This is a genomic window from Ideonella lacteola (assembly GCF_038066555.1).
GTDB classification, from domain to species: domain Bacteria; phylum Pseudomonadota; class Gammaproteobacteria; order Burkholderiales; family Burkholderiaceae_C; genus Ideonella; species Ideonella lacteola.
Genome location: NZ_JBBUTG010000015.1, coordinates 1 through 21,669, shown reverse-complemented (window position 1 = coordinate 21,669; position 21,669 = coordinate 1). Strand labels below are relative to the sequence as shown.

21 protein-coding genes and 1 pseudogene are annotated in these 21,669 nt (G+C 66.3%); 16 read left to right on the top strand and 6 right to left on the bottom strand.

Annotation, left to right across the window (positions count from 1 at the left end):
* Positions 1–49 precede the first annotated feature (49 nt).
* From AACH06_RS20620 to AACH06_RS20610, 3 genes are all read right to left on the bottom strand, one after another.
* The gene (locus tag AACH06_RS20620) at positions 50–1,273 is read right to left on the bottom strand and encodes an IscS subfamily cysteine desulfurase (protein WP_341427651.1); all 1,224 of its coding nucleotides are present in this window, start codon (positions 1,271–1,273) and stop codon (positions 50–52) included.
* Between the two features lie 27 nt (positions 1,274–1,300).
* A complete protein-coding gene (gene iscR / locus AACH06_RS20615; protein ID WP_329721337.1) occupies positions 1,301–1,834 on the bottom strand; it encodes a Fe-S cluster assembly transcriptional regulator IscR in 534 nt (177 codons plus the stop codon).
* A gap of 234 nt (positions 1,835–2,068) precedes the next feature.
* Positions 2,069–2,572: a low molecular weight protein-tyrosine-phosphatase gene (locus AACH06_RS20610; protein ID WP_423222066.1), complete on the bottom strand. Its 504-nt coding sequence runs from the start codon at positions 2,570–2,572 to the stop codon at positions 2,069–2,071.
* Between the two features lie 146 nt (positions 2,573–2,718).
* Here AACH06_RS20610 and AACH06_RS20605 point away from each other — a divergent pair, with 146 nt between their 5' ends.
* On the top strand, positions 2,719–3,513 hold the full coding sequence (locus tag AACH06_RS20605) for a substrate-binding periplasmic protein (protein WP_341427650.1): 795 nt from the start codon (positions 2,719–2,721) through the stop codon (positions 3,511–3,513).
* On the opposite strand, the gene uvrB is transcribed toward AACH06_RS20605, so the two are convergent.
* Positions 3,488–5,617, bottom strand: a complete 2,130-nt coding sequence (gene uvrB, locus AACH06_RS20600) for an excinuclease ABC subunit UvrB (protein ID WP_341427649.1) — start codon at positions 5,615–5,617, stop codon at positions 3,488–3,490. The genes AACH06_RS20605 and uvrB overlap by 26 nt on opposite strands.
* A 148-nt stretch (positions 5,618–5,765) precedes the next feature.
* Between uvrB and AACH06_RS20595 the strand changes: the two genes are divergently transcribed.
* Both AACH06_RS20595 and AACH06_RS20590 read left to right on the top strand, forming a co-directional pair.
* Positions 5,766–6,962, top strand: coding sequence for an amino acid aminotransferase (locus AACH06_RS20595; protein WP_341427648.1), 1,197 nt, complete (start codon positions 5,766–5,768; stop codon positions 6,960–6,962).
* 122 nt (positions 6,963–7,084) lie between these two features.
* Positions 7,085–7,486, top strand: coding sequence for a VOC family protein (locus tag AACH06_RS20590; RefSeq protein ID WP_341427647.1), 402 nt, complete (start codon positions 7,085–7,087; stop codon positions 7,484–7,486).
* A gap of 16 nt (positions 7,487–7,502) precedes the next feature.
* Here AACH06_RS20590 and AACH06_RS20585 read toward each other — a convergent pair whose 3' ends face one another.
* On the bottom strand, positions 7,503–8,987 hold the full coding sequence (locus AACH06_RS20585) for a glycosyl hydrolase (RefSeq protein WP_341427646.1): 1,485 nt from the start codon (positions 8,985–8,987) through the stop codon (positions 7,503–7,505).
* A gap of 314 nt (positions 8,988–9,301) precedes the next feature.
* On the opposite strand from AACH06_RS20585, the gene AACH06_RS20580 reads away from it, so the two are divergent.
* The 13 genes from AACH06_RS20580 to AACH06_RS20520 all read left to right on the top strand — a co-directional run bounded on the left by AACH06_RS20580 (position 9,302) and on the right by AACH06_RS20520 (position 21,234).
* Entirely contained in the window at positions 9,302–10,348 is a 1,047-nt protein-coding gene (locus AACH06_RS20580) for a questin oxidase family protein (RefSeq protein ID WP_341427645.1), read from the top strand.
* Positions 10,345–11,604, top strand: a complete 1,260-nt coding sequence (locus AACH06_RS20575) for an MFS transporter (protein ID WP_341427644.1) — start codon at positions 10,345–10,347, stop codon at positions 11,602–11,604. Before AACH06_RS20580 ends, AACH06_RS20575 begins: the two co-directional genes overlap by 4 nt.
* Positions 11,605–11,659: 55 nt before the next feature.
* A complete protein-coding gene (locus AACH06_RS20570; protein ID WP_341427643.1) occupies positions 11,660–12,298 on the top strand; it encodes a helix-turn-helix transcriptional regulator in 639 nt (212 codons plus the stop codon).
* A gap of 96 nt (positions 12,299–12,394) precedes the next feature.
* Positions 12,395–13,105, top strand: a complete 711-nt coding sequence (locus tag AACH06_RS20565) for a DUF6445 family protein (protein ID WP_341427642.1) — start codon at positions 12,395–12,397, stop codon at positions 13,103–13,105.
* 314 nt (positions 13,106–13,419) lie between these two features.
* Positions 13,420–14,739, top strand: coding sequence for a polyhydroxyalkanoate depolymerase (locus AACH06_RS20560; protein WP_341427641.1), 1,320 nt, complete (start codon positions 13,420–13,422; stop codon positions 14,737–14,739).
* 197 nt (positions 14,740–14,936) lie between these two features.
* Positions 14,937–15,683, top strand: a complete 747-nt coding sequence (locus AACH06_RS20555) for a substrate-binding periplasmic protein (protein WP_341427640.1) — start codon at positions 14,937–14,939, stop codon at positions 15,681–15,683.
* 19 nt (positions 15,684–15,702) lie between these two features.
* Positions 15,703–17,070, top strand: a complete 1,368-nt coding sequence (locus AACH06_RS20550) for a GGDEF domain-containing protein (RefSeq protein WP_341427639.1) — start codon at positions 15,703–15,705, stop codon at positions 17,068–17,070.
* Between the two features lie 23 nt (positions 17,071–17,093).
* On the top strand, positions 17,094–17,879 hold the full coding sequence (locus AACH06_RS20545; protein ID WP_341427638.1) for a substrate-binding periplasmic protein: 786 nt from the start codon (positions 17,094–17,096) through the stop codon (positions 17,877–17,879).
* A gap of 27 nt (positions 17,880–17,906) precedes the next feature.
* The gene (gene rsxB, locus AACH06_RS20540) at positions 17,907–18,656 is read left to right on the top strand and encodes an electron transport complex subunit RsxB (protein WP_341427637.1); all 750 of its coding nucleotides are present in this window, start codon (positions 17,907–17,909) and stop codon (positions 18,654–18,656) included.
* The gene (gene nth / locus AACH06_RS20535; protein ID WP_341427636.1) at positions 18,653–19,291 is read left to right on the top strand and encodes an endonuclease III; all 639 of its coding nucleotides are present in this window, start codon (positions 18,653–18,655) and stop codon (positions 19,289–19,291) included. The genes rsxB and nth overlap by 4 nt, the downstream gene beginning before the upstream one ends.
* Positions 19,291–20,157 (top strand): cobalamin-binding protein, encoded by an 867-nt coding sequence (locus AACH06_RS20530; protein WP_341427635.1) that lies wholly within the window; start codon positions 19,291–19,293, stop codon positions 20,155–20,157. Before nth ends, AACH06_RS20530 begins: the two co-directional genes overlap by 1 nt.
* Before the next feature lie 283 nt (positions 20,158–20,440).
* Entirely contained in the window at positions 20,441–20,782 is a 342-nt protein-coding gene (locus tag AACH06_RS20525; RefSeq protein ID WP_341427634.1) for an HPF/RaiA family ribosome-associated protein, read from the top strand.
* Between the two features lie 35 nt (positions 20,783–20,817).
* Positions 20,818–21,234 (top strand): tellurite resistance TerB family protein, encoded by a 417-nt coding sequence (locus AACH06_RS20520; RefSeq protein WP_341427633.1) that lies wholly within the window; start codon positions 20,818–20,820, stop codon positions 21,232–21,234.
* A 126-nt stretch (positions 21,235–21,360) separates the two neighbouring features.
* Here AACH06_RS20520 and AACH06_RS20515 read toward each other — a convergent pair.
* Positions 21,361–21,669 (bottom strand): annotated as a pseudogene (locus AACH06_RS20515) (hypothetical protein); the annotation flags it as partial.

Genomic DNA, 21,669 nt, shown 5'->3' with positions numbered 1-21,669 from the left:
ACGACGGACCGGGCCCATGCTTCTGAATGCGAGCGGCCGGCGCTTTCCCTCAATGCGCCGCCCATTGAATGGTCGACAGATCGATTCCGTCGCGATACATGTCCCACAGCGGGGACAGCTCGCGCAGCTTGGCGACGCGCTCTTTCAGCGTCGACACCGCGTAATCGATTTCTTCTTCGGTCGTGAAACGGCCGATCGTGATGCGCAAGCTCGAGTGCGCCAGCTCATCGCTGCGGCCGAGGGCACGCAACACGTAGCTGGGCTCGAGGCTGGCCGAGGTGCAGGCCGAGCCTGACGACACCGCGATGCCCTTGACACCCATGATCAGCGACTCGCCCTCCACATAGTTGAACGAGATGTTCAAGTTGTGGGGGACGCGCTTTTCGAGGTGGCCGTTGATGAAGGTCTGTTCGATGCCGGACAGGCCATCGAGCAGACGCTGGTGCAACGCACGGATGCGCGGCAGTTCGGTGGCCATCTCTTCGCGTGCGATGCGGAACGCCTCGCCCATGCCAACGATCTGGTGCGTGGGCAAGGTGCCCGAGCGCAGGCCACGCTCGTGGCCGCCGCCGTGCATCTGCGCCTCCAGCCGCACACGGGGCTTGCGGCGCACGTACAGCGCGCCGATGCCCTTCGGGCCATAGCTCTTGTGCGACGCCAGGCTCATCAGGTCGATGGGCAGCTGGGTCATGTCGATCTCGACCTTGCCGGTGGCCTGCGCCGCGTCGACATGGAAGATCACGCCCTTTTCGCGGCACAGGTTGCCCAGCGCCACCACGTCCTGAATGACACCGATCTCGTTGTTGACGAACATCACCGAAGCCAGCACCGTGTCCGGGCGGATCGCGGCCTTGAACGCCTCGAGATCGAGCAAACCATCCGGCTGCACGTCGAGATAGGTCGCCTCGTAGCCCTGTCGCTCAAGCTCACGAACGGTGTCAAGCACAGCCTTGTGCTCGGTCTTCACCGTGATGATGTGCTTGCCCTTGGTGCCCGAGTAAAAGTGCGCCGCGCCCTTGATGGCGAGGTTGTTCGACTCGGTGGCGCCCGAGGTCCAGACGATTTCGCGCGGGTCGGCGTTGATGAGGGCCGCCACCTCGCCGCGCGCCTTCTCGACCGCTTCCTCAGCCTCCCAACCCCAGGCGTGGCTGCGGGATGCCGGGTTGCCGAAATGCTCGCGCAACCAAGGCACCATCGCGTCCACCACGCGGTCGTCGACCGGCGTGGTGGCACCGTAGTCCATGTAGATCGGGAAATGCGGCGTCATGTCCATGGCAAAGGCTTCGGAAACGGGTGCGAGTTACTTCGAGAAGGCGTTGCCCAGGGCGAACACGGAGTTGGGAGCGGTGATCTTGATGGGCTTGACCACCGGCTGGCTGGAAATCGCCCGCTTGATCGGCGCTTCTTCGATCGACACGCCTTTGGCCAACTGGTCGTCGACCAGCTTGCGCAGCGTGATCGAGTCGAGAAACTCGATCATCTTGGTGTTCAGGCTGGCCCACAGCTCATGTGTCATGCAGCGGCCGGCGTCGTCACCCATGCAGTTTTCCTTGCCCGCGCAACCGGTCGCATCGATAGGCTCATCCACCGCAACGATGATGTCGGCCACGCTGATCTCCTCAGCCTTGCGGCCCAGCGAATAGCCGCCGCCAGGACCGCGGGTGCTCTCCACCAGCTCATGGCGGCGCAACTTGCCGAACAGCTGCTCCAGATAGGACAGCGAGATCTGCTGACGCTGGCTGATCGCCGCCAGCGCCACCGGCCCGTTGTTCGAGCGCAGTGCCAGATCAATCATGGCGGTGACCGCGAAGCGGCCTTTGGTGGTCAATCGCATAGGGTTCTCCTGTGAGAGCTTTCCGACCCGCCTCCCTCGCGCGACGACTTTCAAGCTCGTGAAGGCCCAAAGGCCCGTGGTGCGGGACCTGGGCCGCGGGTTAACCCGCGGCAGAGTCCGACTGTTTTAATCGATTATAGCCGAAACCGAGTCTTTTTGTCGAGTATCGATTTGCAAACTCGCCACGCGCCATACGTCAAAGCGCGCTTGGCGGCAGAACGCCACCTGAAGACTTCATTTGGGGGCAATTGACTGCTTGATCAAGGCGTCCAGAAAGCCTTCGCAGCCCGCCTCGATCAGATCCAGGACCTTTTCGAAGTCTGCCGGGCCTCCATAGTACGGGTCTGGCACTTCGGCGCCAGCCCTTCCGGCAAATTCCATGAGCAAACGCAGGGTTCCGTGTCGCGACGGCGCACAACGGCGCTTCATCGCCGCCAGATGCCAGCGGTCCATCGCCAGCAGCCAATCGACGCTGCCGTCAAAGTCACTGGCCGCCACCTGCCGGGCGCGCAAGGCCCCCAGTTCGTAGCCACGGCGGCGCGCATGGTCTTGAGAGCGGACGTCCGGCGGCGCCCCGACGTGGTAGGCCTCGATGCCGGCCGAGTCGATGACCAGCCGATCGCCCAACCCACGCTGCTCGGCCTGTGCCCTGAGCACCGCCTCGGCGGTGGGCGATCGACAGATATTGCCCGTGCACACCATCAAGACCCGGATGGGTCGGTTGGACTCGCTCTTCATCATCCACTCCTGTCCCTCGTTGTTTTCGAACCGCGCCATGTCACCACCCCGTCCGGGTCATTGCACGCCCGCCGGGATAGCCGCGCCCTACACTCACCGGGCCTCTGAGGCTCGTCGCCCTCGGGTCATCTCCGCCGCCGCTCACGATGCGCTTGCTCGCCTGCCTGCTGCTCCTGGTGTCATGTGCTGTGTGCTCCGCCGCAGCACGGTTGGAGGCCGTCACCACCGACGCGCCCCCTTTCAACATGCTCGATGGCGCGGCGCCGTCGGGTTTCGCCACCGACATCCTTCGTGAAATGTCCGAGGCGGCCGGCTTGGAGCTGCAGATCCAGTTCCTGCCGTGGCCTCGGGCGCTGTTGTACGCCAAACAGAACCCGAACATACTCATCTACACGATCGCGCGCACGCCCGAGCGCGAGGCGCAGTATGAATGGATCGGGCCCTTCGCCCGGCACCAGAGCTTCTTCTGGAAGCTGGCCAGCCGCAAGGATGTGCGGGTGGACACGCTGTCTGACGTGAGGCGCTACCGGGTCGCCACCGTCCGCGGCGACGCACAGACCGATCTGATGCTCAAGCTGGACATCGTCGACCCGGCGCTGCTGCAACTGGTGAGCGACGGCGACACCCCCATGCGGATGCTGCTCGCCGGCCGGATCGACCTCGTCATCGCCAATGAGATCGGCATCGCCTGGCGAATGAAGCAGCACGGCATGAGCGGCACCGATGTGGAACGCACCGCCATGTTGATGGACGGCGCAGGCTACTACTTCGCCTTGGGCAAGGGCACCGATCCTGCGCTCCTCGCCCGGCTGAGAAAGGCCTTCACCGAGGTCAATGAGCGCGGATCACCGCAGCGCCTGCTCGAACGCTACCTGCCTGGCTGCAAGGCCTGGGCCAATGGCTGCCCGCAACTGCTCAACCTTTCGCTGAACGGGCGCTGACCAGGGACACCACGTTCGAGTCGTGGGCGGCGCCGCCGCCAAAGGCCTGTTCGCGCAGCAGCGCCAGTTGGTCTCGCACGCGCGCAGCCTTCTCGAACTCGAGGTTCTTCGCGAACTCCAGCATCTGCTTCTCGAGCGCCTTGATGCGCTTGCTCAGGTCCTTCTCGCTGAGCGCCTCGACCTCGGCCGCCTGCTGCGCCAAGCGCAGGTCGTCCTTGCCTGACTTCTCGGCCACCACGCCGTCGATGAGTTCCCTGACCTCCTTGCGGATGCCGCGCGGCACGATGCCGTGGGCCTCGTTGAACGCCGTCTGCTTGACGCGCCGCCGCTCGGTCTCGTCGATGGCCCTGCGCATGGAATCGGTGATGCGATCGGCATAAAGAATGGCGCGGCCGTTCACATTGCGCGCCGCTCGGCCGATGGTCTGCACCAGGCTGCGCTCGGCCCGCAGAAAGCCCTCCTTGTCGGCATCGAGGATGGCCACGAGGCTGACCTCGGGAATATCGAGGCCTTCGCGCAGCAGGTTGATGCCCACCAAGACATCGAACGTGCCCAGCCGCAGGTCTCGCAAGATCTCCACCCGCTCGACGGTGTCCACGTCCGAGTGCAGGTAGCGCACCTTCACGCCGTTGTCCGAAAGATAGTCGGTCAGTTGCTCGGCCATGCGCTTGGTCAGCGTCGTGATCAGCACCCGCTCGCCGTTGTCGACGGTTTGGCGAATCTCCTGCAGCACGTCGTCCACCTGGTGGGTGGCAGGCCGCACCTCGACGATCGGATCGACCAGGCCAGTGGGGCGCACCAATTGCTCGACCACCTGCCCGGCATGCGTCTTCTCGTAGTCGGCCGGCGTGGCCGTGACGAAGATCGCCTGCCGCATCTTGCGCTCGAATTCCTCGAACTTCAGCGGCCGGTTGTCCAGTGCGCTGGGCAGCCGGAAGCCGTAGTCCACCAGCACCGTCTTGCGGGCCCGGTCGCCGTTGAACATGCCGCCCAACTGGCCGATCAGCACGTGGCTCTCGTCGAGGAACATCAGCGCGTCAGGCGGCATGTAATCCACCATCGTCGGAGGCGGATCACCAGGCGCGGCGCCAGACAGGTGCCGCGTGTAGTTCTCGATGCCCTTGCAATGGCCCACCTCCTGCAGCATTTCGAGATCGAATCGGGTGCGCTGCTCGATGCGCTGCGCCTCGACGAGCTTGCCCTCTTTCACGAAGAAGTCCAGACGCTCGCGCAGTTCGGCCTTGATCGTCTCGATGGCGGCCAGCACGCGATCGCGCGGCGTCACATAGTGGCTCGATGGGTAGATCGTGAAACGGGGCACTTTCTGCCGGATGCGGCCGGTGAGAGGGTCCAGCAAGCTCAGGCTCTCCACCTCGTCGTCAAACAGCTCGAGCCGCACGGCCAGCTCGGAGTGCTCGGCCGGGAAGACATCGATCGTGTCACCGCGCACGCGGAAAGTGCCGCGCGAAAAGTCGGTTTCGTTGCGGGTGTACTGCATGCGGATCAGCTGCGCGATCACGTCGCGCTGGCCGATCTTGTCGCCCACCCGCACGATGAAGCGCATCTGCGTGTAGTCCTCGGGCTTGCCGATACCGTAGATGGCGCTCACCGAGGCCACGATGATGGTGTCGCGCCGTTCCAGCACGCTCTTCGTGGCCGACAACCGCATCTGCTCGATGTGCTCGTTGATGGACGAGTCTTTTTCGATGAACAGGTCGCGCTGAGGCACGTAGGCCTCAGGCTGGTAGTAGTCGTAGTAGCTGACGAAATACTCCACCGCGTTCTTCGGGAAGAACTCGCGGAACTCGCTGTACAGCTGCGCCGCCAGCGTCTTGTTCGGCGCGAAGACGATAGCCGGCCGGCCCAGCCTCGCAATCACGTTGGCCATGGTGAAGGTCTTGCCCGAGCCCGTCACCCCCAGCAGCGTCTGGTAAGCCAGGCCATCGTTCACGCCCTCGACCAGTTGGGCGATGGCAGTGGGCTGGTCGCCGGCGGGTGGATAGGGCTGGAAGAGCTGGAACGGCGAGTCGGGGAAGCTCACGAACTCGCCCTTCGGCGAATCGGGCGCCGGTGTGGACGGCATCACTTCAGAAGTTTCCGGCATGGGGTATTCCCTGGATCCACCTTTAAAATCGCCCGGCTGCAAGCAGGCTGGCCGAGCGGGTCGAACCTTGCAGCGTAGCGCAGCTGAGCGGTCTTTGCCCGAATGACGCGCGCCCCCTACTGACACCGTCCCTTCAGGAAGCTTTGCGATGTCCCTGTTTGCCGCCGTCGAAATGGCCCCCCGTGATCCCATCCTGGGCCTGAACGAGCAGTTCAATGCCGACCCCAACCCCGCCAAGGTGAATCTGGGCGTTGGCGTGTACACCGACGAAAACGGCAAGCTGCCGCTGCTGGCCTGCGTGAAAGCCGCAGAAGCCCAGTTGGTGGAAGCGGCCCGCGCCCGCGGCTACCTGCCCATCGACGGTATCGCCGCCTACGACAAGGCCGTGCAAGGCTTGGTGTTTGGCGAGGGCAGCGACATCCTCGCCGCCGGCCGCGTGGCCACGGTGCAGGCCCTGGGCGGCACGGGTGGTCTGAAGGTCGGCGCCGATTTCCTCAAGAAGGTCAATCCCGGCGCCAAAGTGCTGATCAGCGACCCGAGCTGGGAAAACCACCGCGCGCTGTTCACCAACGCCGGGTTCACCGTTGAAACCTACCCGTACTACGACGCCAGCCGCCAGGGCGTGAACTTCGATGCGATGCTGGCTGCGCTCAACGGCGCCGCCGCCGGCACCATCGTCGTGCTGCACGCCTGCTGCCACAACCCGACCGGATACGACATTTCCACCGCACAGTGGGATGCCGTCATCGAGGCCGTGAAGGCTCGCAAGCTGGTGGCATTCCTCGACATGGCCTATCAAGGCTTCGGCGACGGTATCGCCGAAGACGGCGCGGTGATCGGCCGCTTCGTCCAGGCCGGGATCGACTTCTTCGTCTCCACCTCGTTCTCGAAGAGCTTTTCCCTGTACGGCGAGCGTGTCGGCGCCCTGTCGGTCGTCTGCGAAAACAAGGAAGAAGCGGCCCGCGTGCTGTCGCAGCTGAAGATCGTCATCCGCACCAACTACTCGAATCCGCCCACGCATGGCGCCCAGGTGGTCGCCACCGTGCTGACCACCCCTGCGCTTCGCCAGCAGTGGGAGCAGGAACTCGCAGGCATGCGCAATCGCATCAAGGCCATGCGCACGGCCCTGGTCGAACGGCTCAAGGCGGCCGGCGTGAAGCAAGACCTCTCGTTCATCACCACTCAGCGCGGCATGTTCAGCTATTCAGGCCTGACCAAGCCGCAGATGGAACGCCTGCGCGGCGAGTTCGGTGTGTACGGTGTTGATTCGGGCCGCATCTGCGTGGCGGCGCTGAACGAGAAGAACATCGGCTACGTGGCCGAGTCGATCGCCAAGGTGATCTGAGCTGGCATCGAGTTCCGCAGAGGGCCGCAAGGCCCTTTTCGTTGTGCAGTTTATAAACTGTTTGTTTTTAATTTTAGAGTGATGCGGCATGATGGCTTCACGTCGAACCCACGCAAATCGCCATGCCCGCCCACCTTCGCATCGCCCGTCCTGTCTCGCAACTGGCTCGCACCATCGAGATGTACCGCCGCGGCCTCGGCCTCACCTGGCTGGGCGGGTTTGAAGACCATGAAGGGTTCGATGGCGCGATGCTCGGTGAGCCCGGTGGCGCCTATCACTTCGAGTTCACCCACTCGCGGCAGCATCCGGTGCCTCCGACGCCAACGCCAGAAGACCTGATCGTGCTTTACCTGCCCGAGGCGGCCGAGTGGCAGGCCGCCTGCGAGCGGCTGTTGAACGCAGGCTTCCTGCCCGTGGTGTCGTTCAACCCCTATTGGGACCAACGGGGCCGCAGCTTCGCCGACCCCGATGGCTACCGCATCGTGCTTCAGAACGCGGGCTGGACGAACGCCCAGCCCGCCTGACAGCGTTCGCCGCGGCTCACCAGCCGGGCATCTCGTCCAGGGTCGTCACGTTGGGCGCGGCGTACAGATCCGCGATCATGTGGTCGTTGTCGTAGATGAAGTCAGACCACTGCATCACCCAAGTCCACTTGGGCTGCTGGCGCAGCTTGTCGGCGCTGGGCATGTACTGCACTTCACCCACGGCGATGGGCTTGCCCTTGGCGTAGTTGACCATCGTGTCGTAGTAGTCCTGACGGAAGCCGCTTTCGTAGATGTCGAGCGTCAGCACGTCGTAGTAGGCCGACCCCGGGTCGTAGCGGCTCAAGTCATTGGGCATGCTGGAGAAATCCTGGATGTTCCAGGCCCAGACGATGTTGGTCAGCCCCTTGGTGTTCGTCAGGTAGTCATGGGTGATGCGGTACAGCTGCGCACTGCCGTTGGCCCCGGTGTGGCAGGCCCACCAGAACACGCACTGGTTCATCTCGTGCAGCGGCCGGAACACCACTGCCACCCCGGCGTCCTTCAATTCCTGGAAGAAGCCGGCCAGCGTGTTCAGGCGCCCGATCCAGTTGTTGTAAAGCGTCGTGCCCGGCGTGGTGAGCTGGCGGAACTCCTCGTCCGAAAGCTGGGCGTGGTTGCTGCCGCCGATGTCGTCCCAGCTGCAGTATTCGTCGCGCTTGGGCGAGCAGGCGTGGTAGGTCAACGCCACCAATGCACCCTTGGCGTATTGGGCCTTGGCTTCGTTGATCATGCGGCTGCGGTACTGCACTTGGTCGCCAAAGAGGAAGTCGCCTCCCCACAGCGCCGAAGGCCGTCCGGCGATGGCGTCGTTCTCGTCGGTGTAGCTGTGGGGCGTGCTCGAGTACTTGTTGTGCATGCCCACCACCGTGGCCACGCCCGAGGTGTTCTTCAAGAAGCTCAACAGCTTCTCGCGCCCGTCGCCCCCTCCGGATCCGCCCTTCTTGATCTTGATCCAGTTGAAGTTGCCGACATCGCCATTGCTGTCAGCCCCCGGGGTGTCTTCGTGCAGCTGCAGTACATGGCGGCCCGCCGGCAATTGGATCGTCGTGCTCAAGGTGACCCAGTTTTGCCAGCCGCCCGTGTCGGGGATGGCCTGAGCTGCGGTGGCGTCCACAAAGTCGAGCTTGTAGTGGAACGTGCCGCCCTTGCCCACGCAGGCCACGCGTGTGTAGATCGTGTAGGTGCCCGCCTTGTCGACCTTGATGGTGTAGTTCAGCCAGTCACCCGCGCGGGCCCAGCCAATGTTGTAGCCACCGCCGGTGTCGGTGCTCTTTTCCAGGCTCACCCCCTCATCCGGCCGGTACTGCGCGAAATGGTTGATGTTGTCCTTGGTGTGGTAGCCGACGTTGTCACCCCCCAGGTCGAAGTTCTCGGCCTGGATGATTCCGGGGATGGCAACGGGCTTGCCGCCATACGGCATGGATTTGGCCTGTACGGCCGTGACGAGCAGGCTGCTGAGGCACACAGCGGCCAGCTCGAAGACGATTCGGCGAGATGTCATGGGGCTCTCTCCTTTCAATACCAGTTGGGTGCCAGCTGTGTACACCCGAGTGGCTTGGCGCGTACCCCGCCGATACCGCCCGTCACACCCGTTTCCCAGGCGTGGGGCCGTTTTCGACAAACCCAGAAACGCGCATTCAGTGCACCAAGTTGCGACACTCTCCTCGACACAACTGGTATGCAAGCGGTTTCAAAACCAACACTTTCCGATCCCGCCTTCAAGTCCCTGTCAGCATCGTCATTTAATAAACTGTTTGTTTATTAAATGAGGGTCTTGGGCGACAATCGCGTCACCTCACGACACCTCGAACCGCCATGTCCAGCCCCACCGACCTGCCAGCCGAGGACGGCAATTCATCGCTGCATCAGGCCTTGACCGCCTCGCTCGCGTATGCCGCCAGCTACCCCGTGCGGCGCATGCTGCTGTCCAATCACCTGCCCATGGTGATGACAGCCCTTCACCGCCTGAAGGCGCCCGTCGCGACGATGTGGACGCAGTTCGAGCGGATCGCGCCGCGCCTCGCACCGCTCGCCCCCGACAGCCCCGAGGCCGACACCGCGCGCCGACATGCGCAAGCGCTGGCCGAAGATGGCCGGTCCGCCGTGTTGGCGCGTTATCTGCCGGCGCTTCTGCTGGCGAGTGAGAGTTCGAGCTTTCATGGGCTCATCCGTGTGGCCTATGCGATCGACGCCGGCCACCCTGGCGAGCTGGCGCATGCCCTGGCGGGGTGGACATACCGCCTCGAATTCCTGGGCCCGCCACTCTCCGACGCGGTCCCGGTTGGCCTGCCAACCATCGCCGCCGCGTTGGGCGAAGCGATGAACGTCGAGGCCTTCGACTTCAGCGCGCCGCCGGAATCCACGATCACCGACGACATGCAGGCTTGCGCGGCAATGCCCGGTTTCGACGAGTTCGTCATCGGCGCCCGCGCACCGAGTGACGCGGCGCTCACCCTCGACGCATTCGCCGAGGCCTCACTGGCTGCCTACCTGGCCAGCCGCGATTTCGTTGCGCTTCACCTGGTGACCGCGTGCCACGCGCTTCGGCTCGTGCTGCCCCACGCCCGGCTGAGCCCGGAACAAACGCGCACCGTGATGCGCGGTTTCTGGCGTGCCTGGCTCGCCGCGTGGGTGAGCTGCGGCCGTCCCGCGCCCGACTGGGTGGCCGTGCGCCTGGGGCCTGCAGCGGTCGAGGCCCACTGGGCCGATGCGCTGCCCACCCTCACGGCGCAAGGCGATGATCACCAGATCAAGCTCGCCTGGACTGCGCTGGCCGAATGGCGCTTCAGAGGCTGGCCCGGCTATGCCCGCGTGCTGCCTGCATCGCCAGCGGTGGCAGCCAACCCGAGGCCCCAACCGTGAGCCCGGATCGCGCCTCTTGGCGGCTGCTGGTGGCCGTGTGTGCCGTGACCTTCTTGTGCACGGTGGGCATGGCCATGCCCTACCCGATCCTGGCGCCGATCTTCGTCGAGGGCCCGGCCGACAATTTCACCCATTTCGCCGGCATGCCGCCCGAGTGGCTGCTGGGCGTGGCGCTGGCCGCCAACCCCGCGGGCATCCTGCTGGGCAGCCTGGTCTTGGGCCCGCTGTCCGACCGCCTGGGGCGGCGCAAGGTGCTGGTCGTCAGCCTGCTGGCGTGCGCGTTGTTCAATCTCCTGACCGCCGGGGCGCTCGAAGAACGCTGGTACCTGCTTTTCGTCTTGGCGCGCTTTGCCACCGGCCTCACGGAAGGCGTGGTCGCGATCGCACGCGCCCTGCTGGCCGATCACCATGGTGAATCGACCCGCGTCAAGGCGTTCGCCTGGCTCAATGCTTTCCAGTACGGCGGCTGGATCGTCGGCCCGCTGTTCGGCGGCCTGCTGCTGCGTTGGGGCGATGCCGTGCCCTTTGCCGTGGCCGCGGCAGCCATGGCCGGCTGCATCGGGCTGGTGATGACGGGCGTGCCGGGTGGGAGGTCGATGGCAGCGGGCGACAACACACGGGCGGCACCCGCCCCGGCTGGTGCGATGGCCGGCTCCACCTTGGCGCCGCTGGTTCACGATCCCGACCTGCGACGGCTCTTCCTGCTGCAGCTGGTCTACATGTGCGGCGTCACGGCTTTGTACGAGTACGCGCCGCTTTGGTGTGTCACGGAAGCCGGCTTCACCAGCACGGGCATCGCCTGGATCACCGCCGCCCAAAGCGGCTCGATGTTGCTGGGCACCTGGCTGGCCGGTCGCATCCCCTCGGCCGATCACCCGATGCGCATCACCGCCATCGCCGCCCTGTGCGGCGCCACCGGGCTGGCGCTGCTGGTGGTGTTGCCGGGCACGCCGGGGCTGCTGGTGATCGGGCTGCTGGGCACACCGCTGGCCGTCTACAACGCCTTCATGCCGGCCTGGGTGTCTGCCCGCTTCGCGCGGCACGGCCAAGGGCGCGTGATGGGCCTGTTGACGACCATCTTCTGCTTCTCGAACGTGGCGGTGGCGCTGGCTGGCGGCGCTTTGTCGCTGTGGCATGTGCGCGCGGTGATGGCCATGGGCGCCCTGTGCGCCGGCTGCGCCGCCTGGGCCTTGTGGCGCTGGGCCCACCATGAAGCCCGGCGCGAGCGTTCGGCGGCATCATCGGTGGCCGCGTAAGAAGCCCAAACATCCCGTCGCATCGCCTGCACCGCCCCCTATCGCCCCCCCCCCGATGGCCGCACAAACCACCGATCGCCTGCTGTTCCAACTCAAAAGCCGTGGCCCGCAGACCGCCGCCACCCTCGCCGCAGCCTGCGCCATCACGCCGATGGGCGCACACAAGCAGTTGCAGGCCTTGGCCACACAGGGCCTGGTGGACTTCCACGACGAGCCCCAGGGTGTGGGCCGGCCTCGCCGCATCTGGCGCCTGACCCACGCCGGACATGGGCGCTTCCCCGACCGCCACGGCGACCTCACCGTGCAGTTGCTGCGACACGCGGCGGAACACTTCGGCCCGCAGGCGCTGGACACCCTCATCGCCGCGCGCGAGGCCGAGTCCGAGCAGGTCTATCGCCGCCAGCTCGAAGGCCTGGACAACGTGGGCGAACGGGTACAAGGCCTTGCCCGCGTGCGCAGCGAGGAAGGCTACATGGCGCACGCCACGGCAGATGAACAAGGGTGGTTGCTCGTCGAAGACCACTGCCCGATTTGCGCCGCGGCCACCCAGTGCCAGGGCTTCTGCCGCTCTGAGCTGGCGCTGTTCCAGCGATGTCTCGGGCCGTCGGCCACGGTCGAGCGTGTCGAGCACGTGCTGGCCGGGGGCCGCCGCTGCGCCTACCGCATTCGCCCAGAGGCGCCCGCCGCCAAGTGACCGGGCCGGGGCGACTCGCCGCCTCGCGCCCTGGCGGCCGCCACGGCGGGCGCGCCCGGGGGCGCTGCCGGCCGCGCGCGTGATCCAATCCGCACCATGCCGATCGCCAGCCTGCCGCCGCGCCCAGCGCATCCGCCCGCCCCCAAAGCCCACCGCCTCATCTACCGCCCGCCGGTACTGGGCAAGGAATACTGGGTTCTCGACGACGTCCTGCCCGACCCGATGGCCGTGCGCGAGCGGCTGCTGGCCCGCCAAGACTGGGTCGAAGGCGCCCCCAAGCGCCCTGAAAGCTGGCCCGGCCGCCGCGCCCAGCCCGCCCTGACACCCGAGGAACTGGCCCCGATCGAGGCCTGGGCCAAGGCCCAGACGGGCCAAAAGCGCCTGTTCGCCGTCTCGGCGGCAGCTGGCACGGGCAACATGCTGAACCACAACTGCGTGCAACTGGTCGGGGCCAACGATGCCGGCCCCCGCCCCCACACCGACGCGCGCCGCCTGTGCCGATTCGCCGCGGTGCTCTACCTCCACCCGAATGTGCCGGATCACTGCGGCACCGGCTTCTACCGGGTTCGCTTGCCCGATGGGCAACTCGGCGGCAACACCATCCCCGCCCGGTTCGACAACCTCGTCGAGGCGCTGGACACGCGTTTCGTGCCCCCGAACCTGTTCGTGCTCGACCAGGCGGTCGACCACCGGTTCAACCGCCTGCTGCTGTACCGCGCCGACCTCATCCACAGCGCCACCGCCTACTGGGGCGGCGACGATCCTGCGGACCAGCGCATGGCAGTGGTGCTGTTCTGGATGAGCTGATCGGACAAGGGGCCATCCCACCGTGCAGCCCCCGTCCGCCCACAGGTCTTTCAGCGCCGGGGCGGCAGGCCGCGGCACGGCTGTGGGAAGCGCCCCACGGAAACTGGCCGGGCTGGCGTGCGCTTTTCCACGGATGCTGCGGACGCACATCGCATCCAATCAGGGTGAATGCCCATCGTGAATCCACGCATGCACGCGGTCATGTTGCGTTGCACAATACGTGAAAACGTTTGTCAAAGCGAGGCTGGTTTTGCGCTTGCAAGGTTCGCCTCGATCTGCGACTGACGCCCTGAAGCCCCGCCGGAGCCCCGCTCATGCTGTATCAGCTTTATGAAACCCAACGCGCGCTGCTGGCGCCGTTCTCTGAATTCGCCAGCGCGTCGGCCAAGCTGTACAGCCACCCTCTGTCGCCCTTCACGCACCTGCCGATGTCGCAGCGCGTGGCAGCCGGGCTCGACCTGATGCACCGCCTGGCCAAGGACTACGAAAAGCCCGAATTCGAGATCAAGACAGTGCGCGTCGATGATGTCGATGTCGCCGTGCAAGAGCAGGTGGCGGTCGAGAAGCCGTTTTGCCGCCTGATCCGCTTCAAGCGCTTCACCGACGACCCCACTGCGCTGGTCGACATGAAGTCGCAGCCGACGGTCCTGGTGGTCGCGCCCTTGTCGGGCCACCACTCGACGCTGCTGCGCGACACCGTGAAGAGCCTGTTGCAAGACCACAAGGTCTACATCACCGACTGGACCGACGCCCGCATGGTGCCCACCGAGGCGGGCCCGTTCCACCTCGACGATTACGTCGCCTACGTGCAAGAGTTCATCCGCCACATCGGCCCCGAGGTGCATGTGATCTCGGTGTGCCAGCCCACGGTGCCGGTGCTGGCGGCCGTGTCGCTGCTGGCCAGTGCCGGTGAATTCACACCGCGCACGCTGACGATGATGGGCGGACCCATCGACGCCCGCAAGTCGCCGACGGCGGTGAACAACCTGGCGATGAACAAGAGCTACAGCTGGTTCGAAAACAACGTCATCTACCGGGTGCCGCCGCACTTCCCGGGCTCGGGCCGCCGCGTGTACCCGGGCTTCCTGCAGCACACCGGCTTCGTGGCGATGAACCCGGACCGCCACCTCAGCTCGCACTACGACTACTTCCTGGACCTGGTGCGCGGCGACGACGACAGCGCCGATTCGCACCGCAAGTTCTACGACGAGTACAACGCCGTGCTCGACATGCCCGCCGAGTACTACCTGGACACCATCAAGACGGTGTTCCAGGACTTCGCACTGGTCAACGGCACGTGGCAGGTCGATGGCCATTTGGTGCGCCCGCAGGACATCACCACCAGCGCGCTGCTGACGGTCGAGGGTGAGCTGGACGACATCTCTGGTGCCGGCCAGACCAAGGCCGCCCACGAGCTTTGCACGGGCATCCCCAAGGCGCGGCAGTTCCATTACGACGTGGTCGGTGCCGGCCACTACGGCATCTTCTCCGGCCGCCGCTGGCGGGAGAAGGTCTATCCCGAAGTGCGCAGCTTCATCCAGCGCTACAACGAGCCGACGGAAGTCGCCCTCCCCGCCCCCAAGGCCGCGGCGTCACGCAAAGCGGCCTCCAAGCGCAGCGCCAAGGCGGGCTGATCGCCGCCGGGCCGTGAACGCCACGGCCCCTCAATTTTCGGCTGTCCCTGCCGATACCTGACGCATGCCTGGCCTCTCGTGGCCAGGCAGCGTCGGCTCGATGGGAGGCTGGCGCCCATAACAAAGGTCGCCTGCCTCCGATGAGCCGCCCTCCTCTGCTTGTAACGCCTTGCGCCTGGCCCACACGCCGTGCCGCCATGGCATGGGCCTGGGCCGGCCTCGCGCTCACCAGCCGGGCCCCGGCTCGAGCCGCCGGCGTCGAGCTGCGCGTCGTCACCGAAGAGCTCCCTCCGTACAACATGACGCAGGGTGGCCAGATCACCGGCATGAGCACCGAGGTGGTCCAGGCGGTGATGAAGGAAGTTGGCATCCAGGCCCCCATCAAGAGCATGCCCTGGGCCCGTGCGTACGACATCGCACGCAATGAAGAGAACGTGCTGATCTACTCGATCACGCGCACCACCCAGCGAGAGAAGCTGTTCAAGTGGGTGGGCGTGATCTCGCCGACCCAGTGGTACCTGTTCGCCCTGCCTGGTCGCCATCTGGGCATCCGGCAACTCGACGACGCGCGCCGCTACCAAACCGCCACCGTCAATGAAGACGCCGGCGAGCAGTACCTCATCGGCAAAGGTTTCGAGATCGGCAAGAACCTGCAGTCGAGCAACAAGTACGAATTCAACTACCAGAAGCTCAAGCTGGGCCGCGTCGACCTGTGGATCGCGGCGGAGCTGAACGCCCACTATCTCAGCCGACAGGCGGGCGACAACCCCGAGACCGCGCTGGTCCGTGTCCTGCCGCTGCCAGATCTGGCCCCCGAGGAAGGGCTGAGCATGGCCTTCAGCCTGAAGACCTCGGACGCGGTCGTCGAACGCTTTCGAAAGGGCCTCGACGTGGTCCGCCGAAACGGCACCTACGATGCCATCCGCCGCAAATGGCAGTCCTGACGCTGCCCTGGGGTTGACCGTGCCGCCGCCGCTCGACGCCGACACCGGCACGCCCGACATGCACGGCACACCCGCGCCGACTGGCCCGGTGCGCAACGGCTCGCTCGGGCGCAGGCTGGTGTTGGCCACCCTGGTGTTCGGCCTGATCTTCACCGGCATGGCGGCCGCCGTGCGCACCTGGCAGGCCTGGCGTGCGCACCTGGCCTCCATGACCGCCGAGCTGACGCTGATCGACCAGGTCTTCCAGCGCACCTTGTCCAAGGCCATCTGGGAGATGGACCGCGACGCCCTGCGCACCCAGCTCGACAGCGCCGCCCAGGTGGCCTCGGTGGGCCGCATCGAACTGCGCATCCAGCAGATGGGCCGCACGCCCGAGGTGATGGAAGCGCATCGCGACGGACAGGCCGTCTCGCCGATGACGCCGCAGATCACCCGCGAGCTCACCTACGAGCCTTACCCTGGCGGCCGCGAGGTGGTGGGCGAGTTGCACCTCGTGGGCGATGAGCGGGTGCTGCGCGAGCGTTTGCAGGCCGATGTGCTGGGCATCGTGCTCACCCAGTTGGTCCAATCGTTGTTGCTGGCCGGCGTGATCATGTGGCTGTTCAACAGCCTCGTGACCGTGCACGTGCGGGTGATCGCGCGACACCTCGAAGAGCTGACCCCTGCCACGCTCGGACGCGCGTTGCGCCTGAATCGGCGCCCACGCGGCGGTGACGAGTTGGCCCTGCTGGAGGTCGGCGTCAACGATCTGCAGCACAAACTCTCCACCTACCTTGAACGCCAGAAGCAAGACGAGCGCGACCTCGCCGCCCACCGCGACCGGCTGGCCGAGCTGGTCGATGAGCAGACCGCCGAATTGCGTGCCGCCAACCGCCGTCTCGAAGAGTTGTCGCGGGTGGACCCGCTGACGGGCCTGGCCAACCGCCGCCATTTCGACGAGATCAAAGATGTGGAGTTCCGCCGCGCGCAGCGCCTGGGCCAGCCTCTGAGCGTGCTGATGTGCGATGTGGATTTCTTCAAACGCTACAACGACGCCTACGGCCACGCCCAGGGTGACCGCTGTCTGCAGCAGGTGGCCGAGGCCCTTCGCGACAACTTTGCCCGCGCCGGCGAAATCGTCGCCCGCATGGGCGGCGAAGAGTTCGCCGTGCTGCTGCCGAGCATGAACATCCAGTTCGCCCGCACCGCGGCCGAGCGCCTGCGCCGACGCATGGCCATGTTGGCCGTGCCACACCGCGATTCGCCCGTGGCCCCGGTGCTCACGCTGAGCATCGGCCTGGCGGAGTACGACCCCGCCACGATGGACCAGTTCGACCAACTGCTGCACCAGGCCGACCAGGCGCTCTACCGCGCCAAGAGCCAGGGCCGCGACCGGATTTCCGAGTGACGACACGACCACACGAGGTGCCCATGCCGTACCCCCTGTCACCCCAACACCCCCGCTTCGCCTTGTCGCGCCGGCTCTGGGCTTCGGCGATGGCGCTGCTGATGTCGGTTTTCGCGCTCGGCGCCCCCCACGCCGAGCCCATCCGCATCGTCACCGAAGACTCGTCGTACACCTACTTGCGCAACGGCAAGGTGACCGGCCCGGCCACCGACATCGTTGAAGCCACCATGAAGCGGGCGCAGTTGAACGACTACAAGATCGCGCTCTACCCCTGGGCCCGCGCCTACGACCTGGCGCTGCAGGAACCGAACGTGCTGATCTTCCTGATCGCCCGCACCCAGGCGCGCGAAGACCAGTTCAAGTGGGCCGGCGAATTCATGCGCATCGAGTACCACCTGTACAAGCTGCGCGGCCGTGACGACGTGACCGTGCGAAATCTGCAGGACGCCAAGGCCTACAGCGTGGGCGTGATGCGCGACGACGTGCGCCAGCAGTACCTGCAGTCGCGCGGGTTCGAAAAGCTGGTGGTCTCCGCCCGCAATGCCGACAGCCTGCGCATGCTGCTGGACCGCAAGGTGCAGCTGCTGCCCCTGCCCGACAACGACGTGCTGCGCTTTTGCAAGGAGGCCAATGTCGACCCCGCCGCCCTCGAAAAAGTGCTCACGCTCAGCGAGATGACGACCGGCATCTACATGGCCTACAGCCGTCAGACGCCCGACGAGGTCGTCCAGCGCACGCGCGAGGCCTTCGAACAGGTGAAGGCCGAGGGCATGGTCTCGCGGCTGATGGTCGGTGGCGTCAAGAAATGAACGAGCCCGGCTGGGGATAATCTGCGGGTGATCCATCCCGCGCCGACGAATCTCACCCCCGCCCAGGCCAGCCTGGCCGAGCGCCTCAACGCCGCACTGCCGCAAACGCAGTGCACCCGCTGCAGTTATCCCGATTGCCACGGCTACGCGGCTGCCATCGCCGTGGGCGAGGCGCCGATCAACCAATGCCCGCCCGGCGGCGCGGAAGGTATCGCCCGGTTGGCGGCGCTCACCGGCCGGGCCGTGCTGCCGCTGAACCCTGCGCACGGCCACGAGGGCGCCCGTGGCGTGGCGGTGATCGACGAGAACTGGTGCATCGGCTGCACCCTCTGCATCAAGGCCTGCCCGGTGGATTGCATCGTGGGTGCCGCGAAGAAGATGCACACGGTGATCGAATCGCAATGCACCGGCTGTGAGCTGTGCATCCCCGCCTGTCCGGTCGACTGCATCGTGATGGAGCCGGTCAGCGGCGGCGCCACCGGCTGGGCCGCCTGGAGCGAGTCGCTCGCCAACGAGGCGCGCCAGCGCTACGAGTTCCGCCAGATGCGGGTGGCGCGCGACAAGCGCGAGAACGACGAACGCCTGGCTGCCAAGGCCGCCAACAAACTGGCCGACCTCGTCAACCAGACCCAGCACACCGACCCGGTCGTCATCGACCGCAAGCGCGCCATCATCGAAGCCGCCCTGGCCCGCGCCCGGGCACAGCGGCAGGCCACCGACGCGCCATCGCCCCCTAACCCCAACAACGCCTCCCCCGACGACGCCACCTCCGCATGACGCCGGCTCACATCGAAAGCTTCTTCGCCACGCTCAAGGCCGCCAACCCGCAGCCCGAAACCGAGCTGGAGTTCACCAACGTCTTCGAGCTGCTGGCTGCGGTCTTGCTCTCGGCCCAGGCCACCGACGTGAGCGTGAACAAGGCCAGCCGCGCGCTGTTCGCTGCGGCCCCCACGCCGGCCAAGATGCTGGCATTGGAGGTGGAAGGCGTCGAGCGTCACATCAAGACCATCGGCCTGTACCGCACCAAGGCGCGCCACCTCATCGAAACCTGCCGCATCCTGGTGGAGCAGCATGGCGGGCAGGTGCCAGCGCAACGCGAAGCCCTGGAAGCCCTGCCTGGCGTGGGCCGCAAGACGGCCAACGTGGTGCTCAACGTGGCCTTCGGCGAACCGACGATGGCGGTGGACACGCACATCTTCCGGGTCAGCAACCGCACCGGCCTGGCGCCCGGCAAGAACCCGCTGGAGGTCGAGCAGAAGCTGCTGAGGCGTGTGCCCGAGGCCTACCGCGTCGACGCGCACCACTGGCTCATCCTGCATGGGCGCTATGTCTGCCAGGCGCGCCTGCCGCGCTGCGCGGCCTGCCAGGTGCGCGCCTGGTGCGACTTCGAGCCCAAGTCAGCGGCGGTCTGATGCGTCGCCTTGGCCTGTCACTGGCCCTGCTGTGGTGCCACGCGGTCCACGGCCAGGCCGTCAGCGTCGTCGACGACAGCGGCCACACGATCCGGCTGGACAAGCCGCCCCAGCGGGTGATTGCACTCGGCCCTCACCTGACCGAGCAGCTGTTCGCCATCGGCGCCGGGCCACAGGTGGTGGGCGTGAGCCGCTACAGCGACTACCCAGCGGCCGCCCAGGCCTTGCCGATCGTCGGCGACGCCGTGGCCGTGCAGCACGAAGCCATCGCCAAGCTCAAACCCGATCTGGTGCTGGTGTGGCGCACCGGCTTTCCCGAACGTGCCCGCGCGCCACTACAAGCGCTGGGCATTCCGGTGTACGAGAGCGAGATCCGTTCCGTCGCCGGATTGGCGCAGAGCCTGCGCTCGCTGGGCCGCCTGATGGGCCGCTCCGAAGCCGGTAACGAGCAGGCGCGGCGCGTGGAAAGCCAATGGGCCCAACTGCAGGCCGAGTACGCCCGACGCTCGCCCGTGAGGGTCTTCTACCAGCTGTGGCACCAGCCGCTGATGACGATCAACCGCGAGCACCTGATCCACCAGGCGATCACCGCGTGCGGTGGCACCAACCTGTTCGCCGAATTGCCCAGCCTCACGCCCACCGTGAGCTGGGAAACCGCCGTTCAACGCAATCCTCAGGTCATCGCCATGGCGGGCGCGCCCAGCGATCGACCCGAGCTGGCTCAATGGCCTCGATTTGCCGACGTGGATGCGGTCAAGCACCAGCGCTTCGCCATGATCGACGGTGACCTCATCGGCCGGATGGGGCCACGCTTCGTGCAAGGCGCGCGGCAACTGTGCGAGGCCATCGACAAGGCAAGGCCTTGAACGGCCTTGCAGGGGCGCAGCGCGGGCCGCATCGACTTCGTCCGCACGTCGAGGCGGCGGGCCAGGCCCCAGCCTGACGACCGGCCGCCCGAGCTGCCGACAGAGCGGCCGACATAGCTGCCGGGAGCGTGGCACGGCGAAGCGCGCCAAACCCCGGAGTCTGCGGCTGAAGCCTCGTCCCAGCGCACAGATTTGTCCGAAGTTCGCGTTCCACAAATGCTGCTTTTTTAGAAGCTTGGCGCCAGCCACATTCCATCTGTTCCTCAACCGATGGAGATCGTTGGTGCAAGTGCTCTTCAAGTCCCGCCATCCGAAAGCCCATGACCTGCGCGACCTGGCCGAACGCCGCGTGCGCTTCGTGCTGCGACGAATGGGCTGGTTGGTGCCCCGTGCCGAGGTGCAGATGTCCGATGTGAACGGCCCACGCGGCGGCGTCGACAAACGCTGCCAGGTGGAGCTGCGAACCGACGGCGCCGGATCGGTGGTCGTCACCTCGGTGGCCGCCGACTGGCGGACGGCGCTGGACCAGGCGCTGGCACGTGCTGCGCGCTTCCTGATGCGCCTGTGGCGCCGCAGCAGCGACTCGCGCCGCATGCGCCAACGACTCATCAGCCCAGAAAGCTGAACCCGCGACCGACAGCCCCCAAGGAGAGCCCCCTCATGCGCAGCTATCCCACGAACAGCCCCCAAGCCGCCGCCCGCATCGTCGCCTTGACCGTGGTGGCCGATGGCGACATCGGCGACACCGAGATCGACTTGCTCGGCCGTCTGGCCGTGCACGAACAGCTGGGCATGGGGCGCGATGAGTTGCACGCGCTGCTGGACACCTTCTGCGAAGACTTGCTGTCGAGCGGGCAGCTGCAATGGTCCGATACCTGCCCGGTGGACGAGCGCACGTTGGCCGACCTGATGGCCGAGATTCAGAACCCTGAGCTGCGGTTGACCTTGTTGCGTCTGTGTGTCGAATTGGCAGAAGTCGACGCGCACGTCCACGAGGGCGAGTCGACCGTGCTGACCGCCGCGGTCGAACACTGGGGTCTGCACCGCGAGATGTTTCGGCCGACCTCCCGAAACTGACGGGCTCGCAGAGGGCGGCCAGCCAGCACGGGCTCAAGGCGGCCCAGGGCGGCGCAGGTCGGGTCGCTGATGTCAGCGGCCCGCCCTGCGCGATGTGCCCGGTCTGGGCATTGAGTTCGCTGAAGCTCAGCGCTGTGCGACGGCCGTGGCCGGAACCGAATTGCTCGGCACGCGCAGGTCGGTTTCGGTGTCGAACACGTTGCGCTCGCCGCTGGCGCGGGCCCCGGCCAGTTCGGCACGCACGGCATCGCGGCTCAGGCCGGCAGACGACGCCGCCGGCTGGCGGCTGAACAGCGCGGCGATGGCCTGGCTCGAATCGTTGTTCTGCGCGAAGTAGGCGGCTTCCGGGTTGAAGCTGGCGATGTTGCTGGCTGCGCGCTTGGCGATGTACTGGGCCTGCACGGCGTCGCGGGTCAGGCCTTCGGCCGACGCGGC